Source organism: Streptomyces endophytica (genome assembly GCF_026153355.1).
Classification (GTDB): domain Bacteria; phylum Actinomycetota; class Actinomycetes; order Streptomycetales; family Streptomycetaceae; genus Streptomyces; species Streptomyces endophytica.
The window spans coordinates 4,273,463-4,294,353 of sequence record NZ_CP110636.1; the positions used below are offsets into that span (position 1 = coordinate 4,273,463).

The 20,891-nt window shown below is 67.9% G+C and carries 12 protein-coding genes, 3 rRNA genes and 2 pseudogenes; 7 read left to right on the forward strand and 10 right to left on the reverse strand.

Features of this window, described 5'->3' with window-relative positions:
* Positions 1–4: 4 nt before the first annotated feature.
* The 3 genes from OJ254_RS19075 to OJ254_RS19085 form a co-directional block, all read right to left on the reverse strand.
* Positions 5–508, reverse strand: a complete 504-nt coding sequence (locus OJ254_RS19075) for an HNH endonuclease (protein ID WP_030799422.1) — start codon at positions 506–508, stop codon at positions 5–7.
* Positions 509–952: 444 nt separating this feature from the next.
* Positions 953–1,492: a YbhB/YbcL family Raf kinase inhibitor-like protein gene (locus OJ254_RS19080; protein ID WP_261952248.1), complete on the reverse strand. Its 540-nt coding sequence runs from the start codon at positions 1,490–1,492 to the stop codon at positions 953–955.
* Between the two features lie 41 nt (positions 1,493–1,533).
* Positions 1,534–2,316, reverse strand: coding sequence for a sporulation protein (locus OJ254_RS19085; protein WP_030799426.1), 783 nt, complete (start codon positions 2,314–2,316; stop codon positions 1,534–1,536).
* 162 nt (positions 2,317–2,478) lie between these two features.
* Here OJ254_RS19085 and OJ254_RS19090 point away from each other — a divergent pair, with 162 nt between their 5' ends.
* The 6 genes and pseudogenes from OJ254_RS19090 (at position 2,479) to OJ254_RS19115 (ending at position 10,930) form a co-directional block, all read left to right on the forward strand.
* The gene (locus OJ254_RS19090; protein WP_265363291.1) at positions 2,479–3,129 is read left to right on the forward strand and encodes a DNA-3-methyladenine glycosylase; all 651 of its coding nucleotides are present in this window, start codon (positions 2,479–2,481) and stop codon (positions 3,127–3,129) included.
* 597 nt (positions 3,130–3,726) lie between these two features.
* Positions 3,727–5,255: ribosomal RNA gene (locus OJ254_RS19095) — 16S ribosomal RNA — on the forward strand.
* Positions 5,256–5,558: 303 nt separating this feature from the next.
* Positions 5,559–8,679: ribosomal RNA gene (locus OJ254_RS19100) — 23S ribosomal RNA — on the forward strand.
* A 112-nt stretch (positions 8,680–8,791) separates the two neighbouring features.
* A 5S ribosomal RNA gene (gene rrf / locus OJ254_RS19105) occupies positions 8,792–8,908 on the forward strand.
* The 16S, 23S and 5S rRNA genes sit together here, the layout of an rRNA operon.
* A gap of 126 nt (positions 8,909–9,034) precedes the next feature.
* A pseudogene (locus tag OJ254_RS19110) lies at positions 9,035–10,150 on the forward strand (hypothetical protein); the annotation flags it as partial.
* A 39-nt stretch (positions 10,151–10,189) separates the two neighbouring features.
* Complete coding sequence (locus OJ254_RS19115) at positions 10,190–10,930, forward strand: tetratricopeptide repeat protein (protein WP_265365228.1); 741 nt, start codon at positions 10,190–10,192, stop codon at positions 10,928–10,930.
* Positions 10,931–11,000: 70 nt separating this feature from the next.
* Here OJ254_RS19115 and OJ254_RS19120 read toward each other — a convergent pair whose 3' ends face one another.
* The 5 genes from OJ254_RS19120 to OJ254_RS19140 all read right to left on the reverse strand — a co-directional run bounded on the left by OJ254_RS19120 (position 11,001) and on the right by OJ254_RS19140 (position 17,658).
* Positions 11,001–12,791 (reverse strand): IucA/IucC family protein, encoded by a 1,791-nt coding sequence (locus OJ254_RS19120; protein ID WP_265363292.1) that lies wholly within the window; start codon positions 12,789–12,791, stop codon positions 11,001–11,003.
* A complete protein-coding gene (locus tag OJ254_RS19125; RefSeq protein ID WP_265363293.1) occupies positions 12,791–13,357 on the reverse strand; it encodes a GNAT family N-acetyltransferase in 567 nt (188 codons plus the stop codon). The genes OJ254_RS19120 and OJ254_RS19125 overlap by 1 nt, the downstream gene beginning before the upstream one ends.
* Entirely contained in the window at positions 13,354–14,673 is a 1,320-nt protein-coding gene (locus OJ254_RS19130) for a lysine N(6)-hydroxylase/L-ornithine N(5)-oxygenase family protein (RefSeq protein ID WP_265363294.1), read from the reverse strand. Before OJ254_RS19130 ends, OJ254_RS19125 begins: the two co-directional genes overlap by 4 nt.
* 34 nt (positions 14,674–14,707) lie before the next feature.
* On the reverse strand, positions 14,708–16,240 hold the full coding sequence (locus OJ254_RS19135; RefSeq protein ID WP_265363295.1) for a pyridoxal phosphate-dependent decarboxylase family protein: 1,533 nt from the start codon (positions 16,238–16,240) through the stop codon (positions 14,708–14,710).
* A gap of 155 nt (positions 16,241–16,395) precedes the next feature.
* Complete coding sequence (locus OJ254_RS19140; RefSeq protein ID WP_265363296.1) at positions 16,396–17,658, reverse strand: DUF1015 family protein; 1,263 nt, start codon at positions 17,656–17,658, stop codon at positions 16,396–16,398.
* Positions 17,659–17,751: 93 nt separating this feature from the next.
* On the opposite strand from OJ254_RS19140, the gene OJ254_RS19145 reads away from it, so the two are divergent.
* Complete coding sequence (locus OJ254_RS19145; protein ID WP_265363297.1) at positions 17,752–18,777, forward strand: HAD-IIA family hydrolase; 1,026 nt, start codon at positions 17,752–17,754, stop codon at positions 18,775–18,777.
* A 57-nt stretch (positions 18,778–18,834) separates the two neighbouring features.
* On the opposite strand, the pseudogene OJ254_RS19150 reads toward OJ254_RS19145, so the two are convergent.
* Together OJ254_RS19150 and OJ254_RS19155 are read right to left on the reverse strand one after the other, a co-directional pair.
* Positions 18,835–19,723 (reverse strand): annotated as a pseudogene (locus tag OJ254_RS19150) (siderophore-interacting protein).
* A gap of 132 nt (positions 19,724–19,855) precedes the next feature.
* Entirely contained in the window at positions 19,856–20,884 is a 1,029-nt protein-coding gene (locus OJ254_RS19155) for an ABC transporter substrate-binding protein (RefSeq protein ID WP_265363298.1), read from the reverse strand.
* Positions 20,885–20,891: the final 7 nt, after the last annotated feature.

A 20,891-nucleotide genomic window follows, 5' to 3' on the forward strand; every position in this document is an offset into this window, starting at 1 on the left:
GGAACTACGCCGGCAGCGCCAGCCACTCCGGCAGACCGTCCCGCACCGACACCCCCAGCGTCGACAGCAGCGCATCCGCCGGCGTCGGCTCGAACGGCCGCCGCAGCAGCTGCATTCCGGCCTGCTCGGGCGTACGGTCCGCTTTGCGGTGATTGTCCTCCGCGCACGAGGCGACGGTATTCAGCCAGGTGTCCCCGCCACCGTGCGACCGCGGCACGACGTGGTCCACGGTCGTCGCCCGCCGCCCGCAGTACGCGCACCGGTGCTGGTCACGCACCAGCACCCCGCGCCGCGACCACGGCGCCCGTCTTCGGAACGGCACCCGTACGTATCTGCTCAGCCTGATCACCTGCGGCACCGGTACGTCCACCGAGGCGGCCCGCACGCGCATCCCGGGGTGGGCGTGCTCGACGACCGCCTTGTCCTGCATGACCAGCACCACCGCACGCCGCAGCGACACCGTCGCCAGCGGCTCGAAGCTCGCATTCAGCACCAGCGTCTCGCGCATCCCGTCCACCTCCCGGACCCGCTCCGCCCCCGCGGCGAAGTTGCTCCACTGTGCAGCGGCAGGTATTCCCCGAACAACGCAATTTCCGCATGCCACAAGGGAAATGGCGGACGAGCACGAGATGAAGACCGGGTGCTCCGGCGATGGCGCACACCTGAGGACCGCACGGGCCGCGACCGGCCGAAAAGAGTGCGCTCCGGGTCCCGCCCCCGTGAAACACGCGGGACCCGGAGCGAACGGCAGCCGGCGCGGACGCCCGGCACGAGGCCGGGCTCCGGATGGGGGTCCCCCTGCTCCTTAAGAGCTTGGGGGAGGCTGGCGACACACCTGCGCCCCGCCGCTCCCGCCACTGCGGTACCGACTGCCCGACGCCCTGATGAGGGGCGGCGGCACAGGTACCACTCTGCGTGCCGGAAGCGCCGGGGCGCAACGGAATTACGGCGCTCAGCCCTGCGCCGGCACCTCGTACTCGCCGATCAGCTGGGCCCGCCCGATCGCGTGGAACCGCAGGTTGAAACCCACCACCGCGGGCGAGGCGTCCGCATCGGGCCCGAGCTTCTCCTGGTCCACCGCGTAGACCGTGAACACGTAGCGGTGCGGGCCGTCCCCGGGCGGCGGGGCAGCCCCGCCGAAGTCCCGCGTCCCGTAGTCGTTACGCGCGTGCACGACGCCCTCGGGCAGCCCCTTCATGTCCCCCGAGCCGGCACCGGACGGCAGCTCCGTCACCGACGCCGGGATGTCGAACAGCACCCAGTGCCAGAAACCGCTGCCCGTCGGCGCGTCCGGGTCGTAGCAGGTGACGGCGTAGCTCTTGGTCCCCGAGGGGGCCCCTTCCCACCGCAGGTGCGGCGAGCGGTTCCCGCCCGAGTGGACCTGCTCCGGCCGCAGCGTCCCGCCCGGCTCCACCTCGTCGCTCACCACGGTGAACTCCGGTACCGGCGGATGGAAATCGTGCGGAAGCGGCCGCCGCTTCAGCTCGGACACATGAACCTCCTGGTCGCTCGCTGACACTCTGTCGGGCCAGGTTAGAGCCAGTTCCGCTTACCGCCGACCTCCGCCAGCCACTGGTGGAGATAAGCCGCCCAGTCGGTCCCCTCGAAGTCGTGCAGCCCCACCGTGAACGACCGGTAGGTGTCCGACCCCTCGGAGAACAGCCCCGGCTTCTTGTCCATCTCCAGCACGACGTCCATCTCCCGGTCGTCCGCCACGAAGGACAGCTCGACCTGGTTCAGCCCCCGGTACTGCTGCGGCGCGTAGAACTCGATCTCCTGGTAAAAGGGCAACTGCTGCCGCGTGCCCCGGATGTGCCCCTGCTCAAGATCCGCCGCCTTGAAACGGAACCCCAGCCGCCCGAACGCGTCCAGGATCGCCTGCTGAGCCGGCACCGGATGCACGTTGACCGGGTCCAGATCACCGGAGTCCACCGCCCGCGCGATCGCCAGCTCCGTCGTCACCCCGACGCTCATCCCGCGCAGATGCGTGCCCAGGAACGTGGTGATCGGCGTCTCCCACGGGATCTCCAGCCCGAACGGCACGGTGTGCGCCGCCCCCGCCTGCACCTCGAAGGCCCCGCCCAGCTGCACCTTCGTGAACTGGATGTTCCTCTTGTACTCCTCGTCGCCGCTCTCGACCTCGACCCGCGCCTGCAGACCGACCGACAGCCCCTGGATCTCCTGGGCCACCGACCCGCCCTGGATCCGCACCTCGCCCTGCACCACACCGCCCGGGACGACGTTCTCCTCGAAGAGCACCGTCTCCACCGACGCACCCCCGGCCCCCAGGCTCGCCAGCAGCTTCTTGAATCCCATGCTCGTCCTCCCCAGGCACAGCGCCTGTGCTCCATTACGACCCGCGGGTCGCTACCTACGAACGCGAACCGGCACGGGCCGGTTCCACGGCCCACACCTTCCCAACCCCGCCGCCCACCTGGCCAGCCGGCACCCCTGCCGGTTCCACTACCCTCGATCCGCATGACCGACGTACCGGAACGAATGCCGCTCAACCGCGACTTCTTCGACCGCCCCGTCGTGGAGGTGGCCCCCGACCTGCTGGGCCGCACCCTCCTGCGCCACACCCCCGACGGCCCGATCGAGCTCCGGCTGACCGAGGTGGAGGCGTACGACGGCGAGGGCGACCCGGGCTCCCACGCCTACCGCGGCCGCACCGAACGCAACGCCGCGATGTTCGGCCCGCCCGGCCATGCGTACGTCTACTTCATCTACGGCATGTGGTTCAGCCTCAACGCGGTCTGCGGCCCCGAGGGCCGGGCGAGCGGTGTCCTGCTGCGCGCCGGCGAGATCCTCAGCGGCGCGCACCTGGCGGCCGCCCGCCGCCCCAAGGCCCGCAGCGCGCACGAACTGGCCAAGGGCCCGGCCCGCCTGGCCACCGCCCTCGACATCGACCGCACCCTCGACGGCACCGACCTCTGCCGCGGCGGCGACGCCCCCTTGTCCCTGCTCCACGGCACCCCGCCCGCCCCCGACCGGGTGTGCAACGGCCCGCGCACCGGTGTGGGCGGAGACGGCGCCCACCACCCCTGGCGCTACTGGATCGACGGCGACCCGACGGTCAGTCCCTACCGCCGTCACGTGCCCCGCCGCCGCGCCACCTCGGCTACTTGACTCTGCTTGCCTCACCGCCTAACGTAGCCCGAGCCGCTGGAGACGGACAGCGCTTTCTGCGCCCTCCGCCAGGTGGCACAAACCAACTACTTCCGCACGATTCCCTGACGGGATCGACTTTCGCGTTGCCGAAAATCGATCCGGGCGACTCGATTATGAGTCGCCAAGGAAATTCGCTAAAGTGGTGACACGCCGAGGGGCCGCCGCAAAGGCACCCCGAAGCACTCCGACGAAATCGGAAGCTGGAATCGAAAGAAACCGGATCTGATAAAGTCGGAACCGCGAAGAAGCCGAAAGGCCGAAACGCACCGGCGAAAATCAGGACCGCGAGGATCTGATAGAGTCGGAAACGCAAGACCGAAGGGAAGCGCCCGGAGAGCCTGGTGAAACAGGCACAAAGGAAGCGTCCGTTCCTTGAGAACTCAACAGCGTGCCAAAAGTCAACGCCAGATATGTTGATACCCCGTCTACCGGACCGGATGGTCTGGTGACGAGGTTCCTTTGAAGAAAAACACAGCGAGGACGCTGTGAACCGAGGGATTATTCCTCCCTCTGGTTCCGCTCAACGCGAGTGTTCACCGGGAGTACCCGGAAGCATTCACGGAGAGTTTGATCCTGGCTCAGGACGAACGCTGGCGGCGTGCTTAACACATGCAAGTCGAACGATGAACCTCCTTCGGGAGGGGATTAGTGGCGAACGGGTGAGTAACACGTGGGCAATCTGCCCTTCACTCTGGGACAAGCCCTGGAAACGGGGTCTAATACCGGATACGACACGGGGTCGCATGACCTCCGTGTGGAAAGCTCCGGCGGTGAAGGATGAGCCCGCGGCCTATCAGCTTGTTGGTGGGGTGATGGCCTACCAAGGCGACGACGGGTAGCCGGCCTGAGAGGGCGACCGGCCACACTGGGACTGAGACACGGCCCAGACTCCTACGGGAGGCAGCAGTGGGGAATATTGCACAATGGGCGAAAGCCTGATGCAGCGACGCCGCGTGAGGGATGACGGCCTTCGGGTTGTAAACCTCTTTCAGCAGGGAAGAAGCGAAAGTGACGGTACCTGCAGAAGAAGCGCCGGCTAACTACGTGCCAGCAGCCGCGGTAATACGTAGGGCGCAAGCGTTGTCCGGAATTATTGGGCGTAAAGAGCTCGTAGGCGGCTTGTCGCGTCGGATGTGAAAGCCCGGGGCTTAACCCCGGGTCTGCATTCGATACGGGCAGGCTAGAGTTCGGTAGGGGAGATCGGAATTCCTGGTGTAGCGGTGAAATGCGCAGATATCAGGAGGAACACCGGTGGCGAAGGCGGATCTCTGGGCCGATACTGACGCTGAGGAGCGAAAGCGTGGGGAGCGAACAGGATTAGATACCCTGGTAGTCCACGCCGTAAACGTTGGGAACTAGGTGTGGGCGACATTCCACGTCGTCCGTGCCGCAGCTAACGCATTAAGTTCCCCGCCTGGGGAGTACGGCCGCAAGGCTAAAACTCAAAGGAATTGACGGGGGCCCGCACAAGCAGCGGAGCATGTGGCTTAATTCGACGCAACGCGAAGAACCTTACCAAGGCTTGACATACACCGGAAAACCCTGGAGACAGGGTCCCCCTTGTGGTCGGTGTACAGGTGGTGCATGGCTGTCGTCAGCTCGTGTCGTGAGATGTTGGGTTAAGTCCCGCAACGAGCGCAACCCTTGTTCTGTGTTGCCAGCATGCCTTTCGGGGTGATGGGGACTCACAGGAGACTGCCGGGGTCAACTCGGAGGAAGGTGGGGACGACGTCAAGTCATCATGCCCCTTATGTCTTGGGCTGCACACGTGCTACAATGGCCGGTACAATGAGCTGCGATACCGCGAGGTGGAGCGAATCTCAAAAAGCCGGTCTCAGTTCGGATTGGGGTCTGCAACTCGACCCCATGAAGTCGGAGTTGCTAGTAATCGCAGATCAGCATTGCTGCGGTGAATACGTTCCCGGGCCTTGTACACACCGCCCGTCACGTCACGAAAGTCGGTAACACCCGAAGCCGGTGGCCCAACCCCTTGTGGGAGGGAATCGTCGAAGGTGGGACTGGCGATTGGGACGAAGTCGTAACAAGGTAGCCGTACCGGAAGGTGCGGCTGGATCACCTCCTTTCTAAGGAGCATCTAGGCAGCCGCAAGGTTGTCCAGAGCCATAACGCAGGCGAATGTCCTGCGGTGGTTAGCTCATGGGTGGAACGTTGACTACTCGGCACACTTGAGAGACGAGCGTTAGTACTGCTTCGGCGTGGAACGCGGTTCGTTGGTCAAGGGTGTCGGGCACGCTGTTGGGTATCTGAGGGTACGGACTGTGAGTCTGGACCTTCGCGATGCCGGCCCCAGTGAACTCAGCCTTCGGGTTGGGGTGGTGGGTGGCTGGTCGTTGCTTGAGAACTGCACAGTGGACGCGAGCATCTGTGGCCAAGTTTTTAAGGGCGCACGGTGGATGCCTTGGCACCAGGAACCGATGAAGGACGTGGGAGGCCGCGATAGGCCCCGGGGAGCTGTCAACCGAGCTTTGATCCGGGGGTGTCCGAATGGGGAAACCCGGCAGTCGTCATGGGCTGTCACCCGCTGCTGAACACATAGGCAGTGTGGAGGGAACGCGGGGAAGTGAAACATCTCAGTACCCGCAGGAAGAGAAAACAACCGTGATTCCGGGAGTAGTGGCGAGCGAAACTGGATGAGGCCAAACCAGTCACGTGTGATACCCGGCAGGGGTTGCGTGGTTGGGGTTGTGGGATCTCTTTTCTGCAGTCTGCCGGCTGTGGGACGAGTCAGAAACCGTTGATGTAGGCGAAGGACATGCGAAAGGTCCGGCGTAGAGGGTAAGACCCCCGTAGCTGAAACGTCAACGGCTCGTTTAAGAGACACCCAAGTAGCACGGGGCCCGAGAAATCCCGTGTGAATCTGGCGGGACCACCCGTTAAGCCTAAATATTCCCTGGTGACCGATAGCGGATAGTACCGTGAGGGAATGGTGAAAAGTACCGCGGGAGCGGAGTGAAATAGTACCTGAAACCGTGTGCCTACAAGCCGTGGGAGCGTCGGAACAAGGCTTGCCTTGTTCTCGTGACTGCGTGCCTTTTGAAGAATGAGCCTGCGAGTTTGCGGTATGTTGCGAGGTTAACCCGTGTGGGGAAGCCGTAGCGAAAGCGAGTCCGAATAGGGCGTTGAGTAGCGTGCCCAAGACCCGAAGCGGAGTGATCTAGCCATGGGCAGGTTGAAGCGGAGGTAAGACTTCGTGGAGGACCGAACCCACCAGGGTTGAAAACCTGGGGGATGACCTGTGGTTAGGGGTGAAAGGCCAATCAAACTCCGTGATAGCTGGTTCTCCCCGAAATGCATTTAGGTGCAGCGTCGTGTGTTTCTTGCCGGAGGTAGAGCACTGGATAGGCGATGGGCCCTACCGGGTTACTGACCTTAGCCAAACTCCGAATGCCGGTAAGTGAGAGCGCGGCAGTGAGACTGTGGGGGATAAGCTCCATGGTCGAGAGGGAAACAGCCCAGAGCATCGACTAAGGCCCCTAAGCGTGTGCTAAGTGGGAAAGGATGTGGAGTCGCAGAGACAACCAGGAGGTTGGCTTAGAAGCAGCCACCCTTGAAAGAGTGCGTAATAGCTCACTGGTCAAGTGATTCCGCGCCGACAATGTAGCGGGGCTCAAGCACACCGCCGAAGTCATGTCATTGCGATATTACTCCTAACGGGGATCGTGATGGGTAGGGGAGCGTCGTGTGCCGGGTGAAGCAGCCGTGGAAACGAGTTGTGGACGGTTCACGAGTGAGAATGCAGGCATGAGTAGCGATACACACGTGGGAAACGTGTGCGCCGATTGACTAAGGGTTCCTGGGTCAAGCTGATCTGCCCAGGGTAAGTCGGGACCTAAGGCGAGGCCGACAGGCGTAGTCGATGGACAACCGGTTGATATTCCGGTACCCGCTTTGAAGCGCCAAACATTGAATCAGGCGATGCTAAGTCCGTGAAGCCGCCCTGAGCTCTTCGGAGCGTAGGGGAGTGGTGGAGCCGACGAACCAGACTTGTAGTAGGTGAGTGATGGGGTGACGCAGGAAGGTAGTCCAGCCCGGGCGGTGGTTGTCCCGGGGTAAGGGTGTAGGCCGTGTGGTAGGCAAATCCGTCACACGTTAAGGCTGAGACCTGATGCCGAGCCGATTGTGGTGAAGTGGATGATCCTATGCTGTCGAGAAAAGCCTCTAGCGAGTTTCATGGCGGCCCGTACCCTAAACCGACTCAGGTGGTCAGGTAGAGAATACCGAGGCGTTCGGGTGAACTATGGTTAAGGAACTCGGCAAAATGCCCCCGTAACTTCGGGAGAAGGGGGGCCATTGCTGGTGATGGAATTTTCTTCCTGAGCTGGTGGTGGCCGCAGAGACCAGCGAGAAGCGACTGTTTACTAAAAACACAGGTCCGTGCGAAGCCGTAAGGCGATGTATACGGACTGACGCCTGCCCGGTGCTGGAACGTTAAGGGGACCGGTTAGTCATGATTCGTCATGGCGAAGCTGAGAACTTAAGCGCCAGTAAACGGCGGTGGTAACTATAACCATCCTAAGGTAGCGAAATTCCTTGTCGGGTAAGTTCCGACCTGCACGAATGGCGTAACGACTTCTCGACTGTCTCAACCATAGGCCCGGTGAAATTGCATTACGAGTAAAGATGCTCGTTTCGCGCAGCAGGACGGAAAGACCCCGGGACCTTTACTATAGCTTGATATTGGTGTTCGGTTCGGCTTGTGTAGGATAGGTGGGAGACTTTGAAGCATCAACGCCAGTTGGTGTGGAGTCATTGTTGAAATACCACTCTGGTCGTGCTGGATGTCTAACCTGGGTCCGTGATCCGGATCAGGGACAGTGTCTGGTGGGTAGTTTAACTGGGGCGGTTGCCTCCTAAAGGGTAACGGAGGCGCCCAAAGGTTCCCTCAGCCTGGTTGGCAATCAGGTGTTGAGTGTAAGTGCACAAGGGAGCTTGACTGTGAGACTGACGGGTCGAGCAGGTACGAAAGTAGGGACTAGTGATCCGGCGGTGGCTTGTGGAAGCGCCGTCGCTCAACGGATAAAAGGTACCCCGGGGATAACAGGCTGATCTTCCCCAAGAGTCCATATCGACGGGATGGTTTGGCACCTCGATGTCGGCTCGTCGCATCCTGGGGCTGGAGTCGGTCCCAAGGGTTGGGCTGTTCGCCCATTAAAGCGGTACGCGAGCTGGGTTTAGAACGTCGTGAGACAGTTCGGTCCCTATCCGCTGTGCGCGTAGGAGTCTTGAGAAGGGCTGTCCCTAGTACGAGAGGACCGGGACGGACGAACCTCTGGTGTGCCAGTTGTCCTGCCAAGGGCATGGCTGGTTGGCTACGTTCGGAAAGGATAACCGCTGAAAGCATCTAAGCGGGAAGCCTGCTTCGAGATGAGGGCTCCCACCTCCTTGAGAGGGTAAGGCTCCCAGTAGACGACTGGGTTGATAGGCCAGATATGGAAGCCGGGTAACCGGTGGAGTTGACTGGTACTAATAGGCCGAGGGCTTGTCCTCAGTTGCTCGCGTCCACTGTGTGGTTCCCGGGTTGCGAACAGTCGCACCGGTTGAACCAAGTTTCACTTTAATTAACTGAAGAGTGTGCTTGTTCGCTCGAACCCGATAGGGTTTCGGTGGTCATAGCGTTAGGGAAACGCCCGGTTACATTCCGAACCCGGAAGCTAAGCCTTTCAGCGCCGATGGTACTGCAGGGGGGACCCTGTGGGAGAGTAGGACGCCGCCGAACAATCTTTCAAGGACCCTTGGTCCCAGCGTGCATGCTGGGACCAAGGGTCCTTTTGTTTTTTCCGAAGCGCGCCGAAGTGGTCGGTGCGTGAGAATGAATGCAGTACCGAAGACAGGAGTCACGTCGATGTCCACCAACTCTTCCGACGATCGTTCGGAGCGCCGGCCGCAGCGGCGTGACGACGGTGACCGCGGTGGTTTCCGGCGTGACGACCGGGGGCCGCGGCGTGACAGCCGCGACGCCCGGGACAGCCGGGACAGCCGGGACAGCCGGGGTGGTGACCGCGGCGAGCGCGGTGGCTTCCGGCGTGACGAGCGGGGGCCGCGGCGGGACGACCGTGGCGGGTTCCGGCGCGATGACCGTCCGTCCGGTGGCGACCGTGGGGGCTCCCGTCGGGACGACCGTCCGTCGGGTGGCGACCGTGGGGGCTTCCGTCGGGACGAGCGACGGGATGACCAGCGGCGGGATGACCGTGGCGGGTTCCGTCGGGACGAGCGTGGGCACGGCGGCGACCGTGGCGGGTTCCGGCGCGATGAGCGGTCGGGCGGCGGCGAGCGCGGTGGGTTCCGCCGGGACGACCGTGGGGGCTTCCGCCGTGACGAGCGGCGGGACGACCGTCGGGACGACCGGTTCTCGCGGGACCGGGACGAGCGATTCTCCCGGGGCGACCGGGGTGGCGACCGCGACCGCGGTGGCTTCCGTCGGGATGACCGTCCGTCGGGTGGCGACCGTGGTGGGTTCCGGCGTGACGACCGTCCGTCCGGTGGCGACCGTGGGGGCTTCCGTCGGGACGACCGTCCGTCGGGTGGCGACCGTGGTGGGTTCCGTCGGGATGACCGTCCGTCGGGTGGCGACCGTGGTGGGTTCCGTCGGGATGACCGTCCGTCGGGTGGCGACCGTGGTGGGTTCCCTCGGGATGACCGTCCGTCGGGTGGCGACCGTGGGGGCTTCCGGCGCGACGACCGTCCGTCCGGTGGCGACCGTGGTGGGTTCCGGCGGGACGAGCGGGGGCACGGCGGCGACCGTGGCGGGTTCCGTCGGGACGAGCGGCGTGACGACCGTCGGGACGAGCGGCGCGATGACCGTGGTGGGTTCCGGCGGGATGACGAGCGTGGCGGGCGTGGTGGATTCCGGCGGGATGACCGGGGGCCGCGGCGGGACGACCGTGGTGGGTTCCGGCGGGACGATGAGCGCGGTGGGCGCCGGCCGTACGGCGGCGGGCGCGGCCGGGACGACCGTCGGGACGAGCGGCGGGACCGGGACCGGGAGCCGATCAAGCGGCTGCCGATTCCGGACGACGTCACCGGTGAGGAGATCGACAAGGACGTCCGGCAGGAGCTGATGAGCCTGCCGAAGACGCTGGCCGGGGACGTCGCCAGGAACCTGGTGATGGTCGCGCGGCTGCTGGACGAGGACCCGGAGCAGGCGTACGGGTACTCGCGGGTGGCGCTGCGGCTGGCGTCGCGGGTCGCGGCGGTGCGGGAGGCCGCGGGCTTCGCGGCGTACGCGGTCGGCAAGTACAGCGAGGCGCTGGCGGAGTTCCGGGCGGCGCGGCGGATGACCGGCAGCGTGGAGCTGTGGCCGGTGATGGCGGACTGCGAGCGCGGGCTGGGCCGGCCGGAGAAGGCGCTGGCGATGGCCGGTGAGCCCGAGGTACAGAAGCTGGACCGGGCCGGGCAGGTCGAGATGCGGCTGGTCGCGGCGGGTGCCCGTCGGGACATGGGGCAGGCGGACGCGGCGGTGGTGACGCTGCAGAGCCCGGAGCTGGCCTCGACGGCCGTGCACCCGTGGACGGCGCGACTGCGGTACGCGTACGCCGATGCGCTGCTGGAGGTCGGGCGTGAGGGCGAGGCCCGTGACTGGTTCGCCAAGGCGCTGGAGGCCGACCAGGGCGGTACCACGGACGCCTCGGACCGGCTGGCGGAGCTGGACGGTGTGGAGTTCACCGACGTGCTGGAGGAGTCCGGCGAGACGGAGGATAACGGCGACGCGGACGGCGGGGAGCGGCCCGAGCAGGGCTGACCGTCGCGGACGGAGGTGACGAAGGGCGGGATCCCGGTGGGATCCCGCCCTTCGGCGTTGTGGGGGGGGGTCAGCGGCCCGGTGCGTGGGGGGCGATCGGGTTGCGGAGGGTGCCGACGAGCTGGAGGGCGCCGGCGGGGTCCTGGAGGTCGACCATCTGCTGGTTGTTGCGCAGCTGGAGGCGGTTGAGGCAGGAGAGCGCGAACTCGTCGGTGAACATGTCGTACTGCGCGAACCGGTCGGCCAGGTGGGGGTGGGCCGCCTGGTAGTCGGTGACGCACTCGGCGACCGTGCGCCAGAAGGTGTCCTCGTCGAGGATGCCGCGGTCGTCGAGGGTGGAGCCGAGGAAGCGGAAGAAGCAGTCGAAGACGTCGGTGAAGACGGAGAGGAGCTTCTTGTCCTCGGGGACGTCGGCGCGGATGCGTTCGACGGCGGGCGGCAGGACCGCGTCGGGGTCCATGACGGCGATCTCCTCCGCGATGTCCTTGAAGATCACGCGGGCCACGGTGCCGTCCTCGATGACCAGGATGGCGTTCTCGCCGTGCGGCATGAAGACCAGGTCGTAGGCGTAGAACGCGTGCAGGACCGGGACGAGGTAGCCGTCGAGGTAGCGGCGGAGCCAGACGGCCGGTTCCAGGCCGGATTCCTCGATGAGGGCGCCGGCGAGGGAGCCGCCGTCGCGGTCGGTGTGCAGGAGCGAGGCCATGGTGGCCAGCCGCTGGCCCGGTTCCAGGGTGGGGACCGGGCTCTCCCGCCAGAGGGCGGCCAGCATCTTCAGGTACGGGGAGCCCTTCTCGGTGGCGGCCTCGTACTGGCGGTGGTGGTAGCCGATGGCGGCGCGCTCGCGGATGATCGAGAAGCGGGCGGCGCGGAAGGTGTCGTCGGCGTCGACGAGCCGGGCGAGCCAGTCGTTGATGGCCGGGGTGGCCTCCATGTACGAGGCGGACAGGCCGCGCATGAAGCCCATGTTGAGGACCGAGAGGGCCGTTTTGACGTAGTGCCTGGCCGGGTCGGTGGTGTTGAAGAAGGTGCGGATGGACTGCTGGGCGAGGTACTCGTCGTCGCCGGGGCCCAGGCAGACCAGGTGCTGCCGGGCGACCTCGGCGGCGAAGGTGACCGACAGCTTGTTCCACCACTGCCAGGGGTGGGCGGGGAAGAGGTAGTAGTCGTCGGGGTCGAGGCCGAGGCCGGTGAGGGTGGTGGTGAAGCGGGTGCGGGTCTCCTCGGGGAGTTCGGCGCGGATCAGGGTGTCGTAGTCGAGGCCGGCGCCGGCGGTGAAGGTGGCGTGGTCGCGGCGGGCGGCGAGCCAGATCAGCGTCAGCGGGCTGGCGGCCTCGGGGGCGTAGGCGTGGTACTCGTGGATGCCGAAGCCGAGGCGGCCGTTGTTGGCGACGAAGCAGGGGTGGCCCTCGGTCATGCCGGTCTCGATGGCCTGGAAGCCGGACTTGGCGAGTTCGGCGGCCGAGGGCTGGTCGAGGCCGAGTTTGTAGGCGGTGCCGGAGAGGGTGGAGCTGATCTCCTCCAGGTAGACCGGCAGGATCTCCTGGCCGAGGCCCAGGGAGGCGCGGAGTTCGATGAAGAACTCCAGGGCGTCCAGGGGGAGTTCGTCCGAACCGTGGTGGCGGGTGATGCTGTCGGCGTCGACCTGCCAGTGGTCGAGGGCGGCTCTGCGGGCGGCGAAGCGGTATTCGGTACCGCCGTCGTCGCTGCGTACGGCGTAGTGGCCGTCCTGCGGCAGGCGCTTGGGGGTGAGCAGGCGCTCGTGGGCGAATTCGGCCAGGCCCTTGCGGATCAGCAGGCGGTTGGCGCGGTCCCACAGGGCGGGGGTGAGGTGGGCGACGGCGTCCTGGGCGGTGGGCATCAGTGGTCTCCTCGGGCGGCCAGGAACTGGTCGCGGGTGCAGGTGCTCAGGTAGGCGTCCTTGGAGGGCAGCGAGACCGTGCGCCGGATCTCGAAGCCGACGGCCTTGTTGAGGGCGTGCACGCCGGTGTTGCGGGTGTCGGGTTCGACGACGACGCGGTGGGTGGCCGGGTCGGCGAAGAGCATCTCCATGACGGTGGTGAGCACGGCGTGGGTGAAGCCGTGGACCGGGGTGTCGGTGGGGGCGCAGAGGAAGTGCATGCCGATGTCGCCCGGTTCGGCGACGTGGATGCCGACCAGTTCGCGGTGGGCGGGGTCGTAGCGTTCCATGAGGAAGGCCGGGGTGCCGTTGTGCAGGCCGAGGAAGGCGTCGTGGTGGGGGTCGGCGTCGATCCGCGCGAACTCCTTCTCGACGGCGGCGAGGTCGCAGTCCTGCATCAGCCAGAAGACGGCCTTGGGGTGGGTGACCCAGGAGTGCAGGACGGCGGCGTCGGCGGCGGGGTCGACGGGCCGCAGGGAGAACTCCCCCAGAGCGGGATCGGTGCGGGTGAAGACGGGGGTGTTCATGCGGGTATCTCCGTGGGGTGGTGCGGGCCGGCCGGGGCGGCGAACTCCTGGAAGGCGATGGCCTTTTCGACCGGGTAGTACTCGCGGCCGAGCAGCTCGCGGACGAGGCACGAGTTGCGGTAGGCCGCCATGCCGAGGTCGGGTGTGACGAAGCCGTGGGTGTGCAGCTCGGCGTTCTGCACGTAGATGCCCTGGCCGGTGGTGTCGATGCTGTAGTTGCGGGCGACGGCGTAGCGGCCGGCGTCGTCCCAGGCGATCCGGTCGCGGACCGGTTCGAGGAAGTCCGGTACGCGGTAGCGGTAGCCGGTGGCGAGGACCAGGCCCTGGGTGTCGAGGCTGAAGTCGGTGCCCTGCTCCTCCTGGCGCAGGCCCAGGGTGTAGGTGCCGGAGGTCTCGTCGTAGGAGGCGGTGTGGAGGGCGGTGTTGGTGAGCAGGCGGGTGCGGACCGGGCCGGCCAGGCTCTTCTGGTAGAGCAGGTCGAAGATCTCGTTGATCAGCTCGGAGTCGATGCCCTTGTAGAGGTGCTTCTGGGTGGCGTTGAGCCGGTCGCGGGTGGCCCCGGGGAGGGCGTGGAAGTAGTCCACGTACTCCGGTGAGGTCATCTCCAGCGTGAGCTTGGTGTATTCGAGGGGGAAGAAGCGCGGTGAGCGGGTGGCCCAGGTCAGGTGGTAGCCGTGGGCGTCGATGTCCGTCAGGAGGTCGTGGAAGATCTCCGCGGCGCTCTGGCCGCTGCCGATCAGGGTGATCGAGTCCTTGGCCTGGAGGGCGGGCTTGGCGTCCAGGTAGCCGGCGTTGTGCAGCAGGTCGCCGCCGAGGCCCTGGCAGGCCTCGGGGAGGTGCGGCGGGGTGCCGGTGCCGAGGACGAGCTTGCGGGCGCGGAAGGTGAGCCGTTCGCCGGTGGGGAGGTGCTCGGCGTGGACGGTGTACAGCTCCTCGCCGGCGTCGTACGTGACGGTGGTGACGCGGTGTCCGAAGCGGAGGGTGTCGAGTTTGCCGGCCGCCCAGCGGCAGTAGTCGTTGAACTCGGCGCGCAGCGGATAGAAGCTCTCGCGGATGTAGAACGGGTAGATCCGCCCGGATTCCTTCAGGTAGTTGAGGAAGGAGAACGGGGAGGTCGGATCGGCGAGGGTGACCAGGTCGGCCATGAACGGGACCTGGAGGTGGCTGCTCTCCAGCATCATGCCGGGGTGCCAGTCGAAGGACGGTTTGTCGTCCAGGAACAGGCCGTTGAGTCCGTCGATCGGCTCGGTCAGGCAGGCCAGGCCCAGGTTGAAGGGCCCGAGGCCGATGGCGAGGAAGTCGTAAGGGGCGGACACGGGGTCTCCGATGGGGGGTTCGGCTCGGGGCGGGTCAGCGCGCGGTGAGCGCCGGCCGCGGCTGCTCGGCGAGGAAGGCACCGGCGTGCTCGGCGATCAGGTCGAGGACGGTGGCGATGTCTTCGAGGGTGGTCTCCGGGTTGAGCAGGGTGAACTTGAGGTAGTGGCGGCCGTCGACCTTGGTGCCGGCGACGATGGCGTCGCCGGAGGCGAACAGGGCTTCGCGGGCGTGCAGGTTGACCCGGTCGGCGAGCTCGGGGTCCGGGTCGGCGCTGGGGACGTAGCGGAAGACCAGGGTGCTCAGCCGGGGCTCGGTGACCACCTCGAAGCGGGGGTCGTCGTGCAGGAGTTTCCACGCGTCGGCGGCGCGGTCGATGACCTCGTCGAAGAGTTCGCCGACGGCCGCCGCGCCCATGATGCGCAGGGTGAGCCAGAGTTTGAGGGCGTCGAAGCGGCGGGTGGTCTGGATCGACTTGTCGACCTGGTTGGGGATCCGGGCCTCGGCCATCCGGCGCGGGTTGAGGTAGTCCGCGTGGTAGGTGACGTGCCGCAGGGTGGAGCGGTCGCGGACCAGGACGGCGCTCGAACTGACCGGCTGGAAGAAGGACTTGTGGTAGTCGACGGTGACGGAGTCGGCGCGCTCGATACCGTCGAGGAGTTCGCGGCGGCGGGAGACCAGCAGTCCGCATCCGTAGGCGGCGTCGACGTGCATCCAGGCGCCGTGACGGGCGCACAGGTCGGCGGTCTCCGGGAGCGGGTCGATGGAGCCGAAGTCGGTGGTGCCGGCGGTGGCGACGACCGCCATGGGTATCAGGCCGTCGCGGTGGCAGCGGGCCAGCGCGTCGGCGAGCGCGTCGGTGCGCATCCGCTTCTCGGCGTCGGCCGGTACGGAGATGACGGCCTCGGCGCCCAGGCCCAGCAGGGTGGCGGACTTGCGGATGCTGAAGTGGCTGCATTCGGAGGTCAGGATGCGCAGCCGGGGGAGGACGTCGGTGAGCCGGGCGTGGTGAGGTGCCTCGTCCCGGGCCAGTTCGCGGCGGCAGGCCTCGTCGCGGGCGAGCAGCATGGCCTGGAGGTTGGACTGGCTGCCGCCGCTGGTGAAGATGCCGTCGGCCAGCTCGCCGAGGCCGATCCGGGCGGCCGTCCAGTCGATCAGCCGGCGTTCGATGAGCGTGCCGCCGGCGCTCTGGTCCCAGGTGTCCAGGGAGGAGTTGACGGCGGAGAGCACGGCCTCGCCGACGAGTGCGGGGATCACCACGGGGCAGTTGAGGTGCGCGAGGTAGCGCGGGTGGTGGAAGTAGACCGCGTCGCGGAGGTAGACCTCTTCGAGTTCGTCGAGCGCGGCGGCCGCGTCGTGCAGCGGTGCGTCGAGGTCGACACCGGTGATCGCGGGGGCGAGGCGGTCGACGGAGATGCCGGTGAACGGGCGGGCGGTACCGGCGATTTTGGCGCTGATCCGTGTGACGCTCTCGGTGACCGCGCTGTGGTAGCGGTGGGCCGTACCGTTGTTGAGCAGATACGTCCGGCTGTCGGCCGGGTCCTCGGCGGAGTGCGCGAGGAGACTCATGAAGGTGTCCTCCCTGGTGCGGACTTGACCACGTCCTGCGCAGGACGGGGTGTGCGCAGGGGCAGGGAGACCCGCCCGGTGACGTAGTGAGGTAAGCCTAACCTAACTACGTCCCGGGTGGGGAGACAGGGCCCGGACCGGGCCTGTCCGCGGCCTCAGTTGTCGTCCTCCAGCGTCCGCAGGACCAGTCCCGTGGCGGGCTTGGGCCCGAACGAGGTGGACTTGCGGGGCATCGTCACACCGCACTCGGCGAGTTGACGGACGGTCTCCTCGGACGTGGCGCGCATCAGCACGGCCGAACCGCCGTGCCGGGCGGCATGTTCGACGGCGGCGTCGGCGTGGTGCAGATAGCCGATGTCCGACGGGTGGTCGGGGATGTGCCAGACCTCGTCCAGCAGGACGGAGTGCAGCACGGTGGCGTCCAGCCGCCGCCACGCCTCGGGCCGGTCCCGGCGGATCGTACGGTCCAGCAGCCCGGGATCCGGGCGGTCCAGGAGGTGGAAGGTGTCCGGCCCGCCACTGAGGACGAAGGCGGTACCGGACGTCTCCTCCAGGGTCCGCAGCGCGTCCGCCAGCCCACCCGCGAGCGGACGGGTGCGGAAGGCGCCGGCCAGCTCCGCCAGCGCCTTGGCGGGCGGCAGATGCGGCAGCACGCGGTGGATCGCGCGGACCTGGAGCGGATAGCGGGCGGTGTCGACGAGCAGGACCAGACCGGACGCCCACGGCGAGGCGGCGGTGGCGTCCGGCTGCTGCTCGTACAGCCGCTGGTAGGTCGCCCAGCGGTGGTGGCCGTCGGCGATCAGGGCCTGGCGGCGGGCGAGGTCCGCGTCGATGGTGGCGAGATCGGCGGGGGCGGTGACCGCCCACAGACGGTGGGTGAAACCGTCCTCCGTGGTGGTGGACAGCAGCGGGGTGCCCTCCACCACGCGCTCGATCACCGCGGTGGCGCCGTTCGCCGGATTCCCGCCACGGTACGACAGCAGCAACGGCTCGAAATTGGCGGCCGCGGCGCGCATCAGCGCGGCCCGGTCCTCGACGACCTCGGGGATCACGTCCTCGTGCGGCAGCACCGGGCCGTCCAGGCACAGCGCGCCGATCAGCCCGCGCTGGAGCACCTCGCCGGAGCGCTGCTCGTACACGTACAGTGCGGGGTCGGGGTCCTGTGCCAGCACGCCCTCGGCGCGCCAGCGGCGCAGGGTGTCGGCGGCCTGGCGGTGCCGGGCGGCGGGGTCCGCGGCGTGCGGCAGGATCAGCCGGACGATGTTGTACGGATCGGCGGTCTCCAGATGGCGCACCCCCTCCGGCCGGACCACCACGTCGTACGGCGGCGAGGTCACGGCGGTGAGGCTGCTGATCCGGTCCGGGGCGTAGCGCAGTCCGCGGAACGGGAGGAGGCGGAGGCCGTCGGTATCGGTCATTGAAGAATGCTATGCCGCGGGGGCGATGAGGGAAGATCGGGGGACAGTCCGGATGTGGCTGGAAATACCGGTAGGTGCGAGGAGCGGGACGGCATGAACGAGCAGGTTCGCAGGCAGCCCGACGGGAGCCGGCGCGCGCTCCACGAGGTCTACGACACGGCGCTGCTGGATCTGGACGGGGTCGTCTACGCCGGTGGCCGGGCCATCGCCCACGCCGTCGCGTCGCTGACCGCGGCCCGGGACGCCGGGATGCACCTCGCGTACGTGACCAACAACGCGGCCCGCACCCCGCAGGCCGTCGCCGACCAGCTGTCCGGATTCGGACTGCCCACCGGCGCCGAGGACGTGATCACCTCGGCGCAGGCGGTGGCCCGGCTGATCGCCGAGCAGGTGCCGGCGGGCGCCCGGGTGCTGGCGATCGGCGGCGAGGGGCTGCTGGTGGCGCTGCGCGAGCGCGGCCTTGAGCCGGTGTTCTCCGCGGACGACCGGCCGGCGGCCGTGGTGCAGGGCTACGACCCGACCCTGGACTGGGGACGGCTGGCGGAGGCCGCGTACGCCGTGCAGCGCGGGGTGCCGTGGTTCGCGTCCAACACCGACCTGACGATCCCCAAGGAGCGCGGGATCGCGCCCGGCAACGGCGCGTTGGTGGAGGTCGTCCGGATCGCGGCGGGCGGCACGCCCCAGGTGGCGGGCAAGCCGCAGCCGCCGATGCACCGCGAGACGGTGCTGCGGACCGGCGCCCGGCGGCCGCTGGTGATCGGCGACCGGCTGGACACCGACATCGAGGGCGCCCACAACGGCGGGGTGGACTCCCTGCTGGTGCTCACCGGCGTGACCACCCCCGCCGAACTGCTGGCCGCCCCGCCGGAGCACCGCCCCTCCTACGTGGACGAGGACCTGCGCGGGCTGCTCGCGCCGCAGCCGGAGGTGACCGCGGACGGCGGCGGCTTCCGGTGCGGCGGCTGGCGGGCCGAGGCCGGCGGCGACGTGCTCTCCGTGGCGGGCGAGGGGGAGCCGCTGGACGGGCTGCGGGCGCTGTGCGCGGCGGCCTGGACGCAGGCGGGGGACGGCAGTTGCCGGGCGGACGCGGGGAAGGCGCTGGCCCGCATCGGGTGGTGAGGACGGCGCCACGGGGCCCGGCGTCGGGCGGGGCCCGGCGCACGGCGGCCGATGGCTTCAGTCCCGCTCGGCCGTCGCGGTACCCGCCGTCAGCTCGGCGAGCAGGTCCTCCTCGGTGGCGCCGCGCCGCCAGTAGCCGGTGAACTTGACCGTCCGGCGGTCGAAGCCGCGCTCGCGGACCAGATGGCGGCGCACCGCCTTGACGGTGCCGGACTCCCCGGCGACCAGGCGTACGGCGTGCCGGCGGGCAGTGCGGCGGTGCGCAGCGCGTCGAGCACCGGCTCGTGGTGCGCCGCGGTGGCCGGGTCCCGGACGAGCCAGCTGATGTCGGCGTCCGCGAAGGTCGGCAGCGGCTGCCGGTCGTCCTCGTGGCCCACTTCGAGGAAGACCTTGGCCTGGGTGCCGGGCGAGAGCCAGGAGAGGATGCCGGCGATCGCGGGCAGTGCCGTCTCGTCGCCGGTGATCAGGATCCAGTCGGTGCCGGCCGGCGGGCGGAAGTCGACGCCGCCGTTGTCCGGGACGGCCGGGGCGAGGACGGTCAGGCGGTCGCCGGGCCGGGCGGCGGCGGCCCAGCGGGAGGCCGGTCCGCCCCGCGTCACCGCGGCCCGGGTTCCGCGCCGTGCAGCGCGAAGTCGACGTCGAACTCCCCGGCGTCCGGGCGCTGTTCGCGGATGGTGTACGAGCGCATCACCGCGCGCTCGGCCGGGTCCTGGGCGCGCCAGGCGGTGTACCAGCCGTCGCCCGTGTCGTCGAAGACCGGGCGGTCCTGGTGGGGTTGCGGGAGGAAGAGCTTGAAGCGCTGGTCACGGCCGCCGGAGGCCAGTTCGTCCAGCCGCTCGCCGCCGAAGGTGACCCGCAGCATGGCGGGGCCGAGCCGTCGGGAGCGGACGACGTGCACGTCGAAGAAGCGGAAGGGGGCGGTGGCGGGGGCGGCGGTCGTGGTCATGCGGGAACCTCCCGGACGGTGGTGGGGGTGGGTGGGGCCGCGGGGCGCGCGGGTGCGGCGGGCGGTGCACCGCGGCCGGCGGACGTGCCGTGCGGACGGCCCGGGGGGCGGCCCGCGCGGTACGTCGCTGCGTCAGCTGACCTTCTTGGCGCTCTCGATGGCCTTGGCCAGCGTCTCGATGAGCGGTGCGGCGCCCGCGTAGGAGAAGCGCGGTTCGCTCGACCACGGGGTGATCTGGCCGGCCTTGACGGCGGGCAGCTTCGCCCAGGAGGGCTTCGCGGCCAGGTCCTTGGGCTGGAGGGTGGCGGTCCGGTTGTCCAGCAGGAGCACGTCCGCCTGGTACTTGTCGGCGTTCTCCCAGCTCAGGCTCTCGAAGTAGCCGCCCTTGTCCAGGTGGTCGGGGACGATCAGGTCGACGCCGAGGGACTTGTAGTACATCAGGTCGGCGTTGATGCCGGGGTTGGAGGCGTAGAAGAGGTCCGGGCTGCCGGAGCAGGCGAGCACCTTGACCCGGTTCGACTTGGCGGCCTTGCGCAGCTTCTCGGCGGCCTGCTCGAAGCGGGACTTGGCGTCGGTGACCTTCTTGGCCTTGAGGTCGGCGCCGAGCGATGCGGCCAGTTCGGCGTAGCGCTCGATGATCTTGACGAGCGGGACCCGGGACGAGGTGATGGCCACGGACTCGGCCAGCTTGGTGATCTTGTCCTTGCTGTCGTCCGGGACGAACCACAGCGCGCCCGGCTCGTACATGTTGGTGACCAGCAGATCCGGCCGCAGGCCCGCGTACTTCTCGACGTTGAACTGGTTGTAGGCGTTGCCGATGATGGTGACCTTGTCGACGTCGAGGTCGCCGGCCTGCGGGTCGGGCTTGCCGTTCTTGAGCTTGGTGGGGCCGAAGACGCCGACGATCTGGTCGTCGATCCCGAAGTCGTGCAGGGCGGCCGCGGTGCCGGTGAAGGCGACGATCCGCTGCGGGGTGCCCTTGAGGGAGACCTTCTGCTTGCGGTCGTCGGTGAAGCTCCACGGGCCGCCCTTGGCACTGCCGTTGGCGCCCGCCGAGCTTTTGCCACCACCGCACGCGGCCAGCAGGGCGCCGATGCCGACGGCGCCGCCCGCGGCCAGGACGCCGCGACGGGACGGAGTTACGCTTCGGGAGGTGCTCATGGTGGCT

Excerpts from the sequence above, each read along its gene's own strand:
- OJ254_RS19140 (WP_265363296.1), bottom strand. The coding sequence starts at position 17,658 with ATGACCGATACCGACGGCCTCCGCCTCCTCCCGTTCCGCGGACTGCGC.
- OJ254_RS19085 (WP_030799426.1), bottom strand. The coding sequence starts at position 2,316 with ATGGGATTCAAGAAGCTGCTGGCGAGCCTGGGGGCCGGGGGTGCGTCG.
- OJ254_RS19075 (WP_030799422.1), bottom strand. The coding sequence starts at position 508 with ATGCGCGAGACGCTGGTGCTGAATGCGAGCTTCGAGCCGCTGGCGACG.
- OJ254_RS19125 (WP_265363293.1), bottom strand. The coding sequence starts at position 13,357 with ATGAACACCCCCGTCTTCACCCGCACCGATCCCGCTCTGGGGGAGTTC.
- OJ254_RS19145 (WP_265363297.1), top strand. The coding sequence starts at position 17,752 with ATGAACGAGCAGGTTCGCAGGCAGCCCGACGGGAGCCGGCGCGCGCTC.
- OJ254_RS19135 (WP_265363295.1), bottom strand. The coding sequence starts at position 16,240 with ATGAGTCTCCTCGCGCACTCCGCCGAGGACCCGGCCGACAGCCGGACG.
- OJ254_RS19155 (WP_265363298.1), bottom strand. The coding sequence starts at position 20,884 with ATGAGCACCTCCCGAAGCGTAACTCCGTCCCGTCGCGGCGTCCTGGCC.
- OJ254_RS19120 (WP_265363292.1), bottom strand. The coding sequence starts at position 12,791 with ATGCCCACCGCCCAGGACGCCGTCGCCCACCTCACCCCCGCCCTGTGG.
- OJ254_RS19090 (WP_265363291.1), top strand. The coding sequence starts at position 2,479 with ATGACCGACGTACCGGAACGAATGCCGCTCAACCGCGACTTCTTCGAC.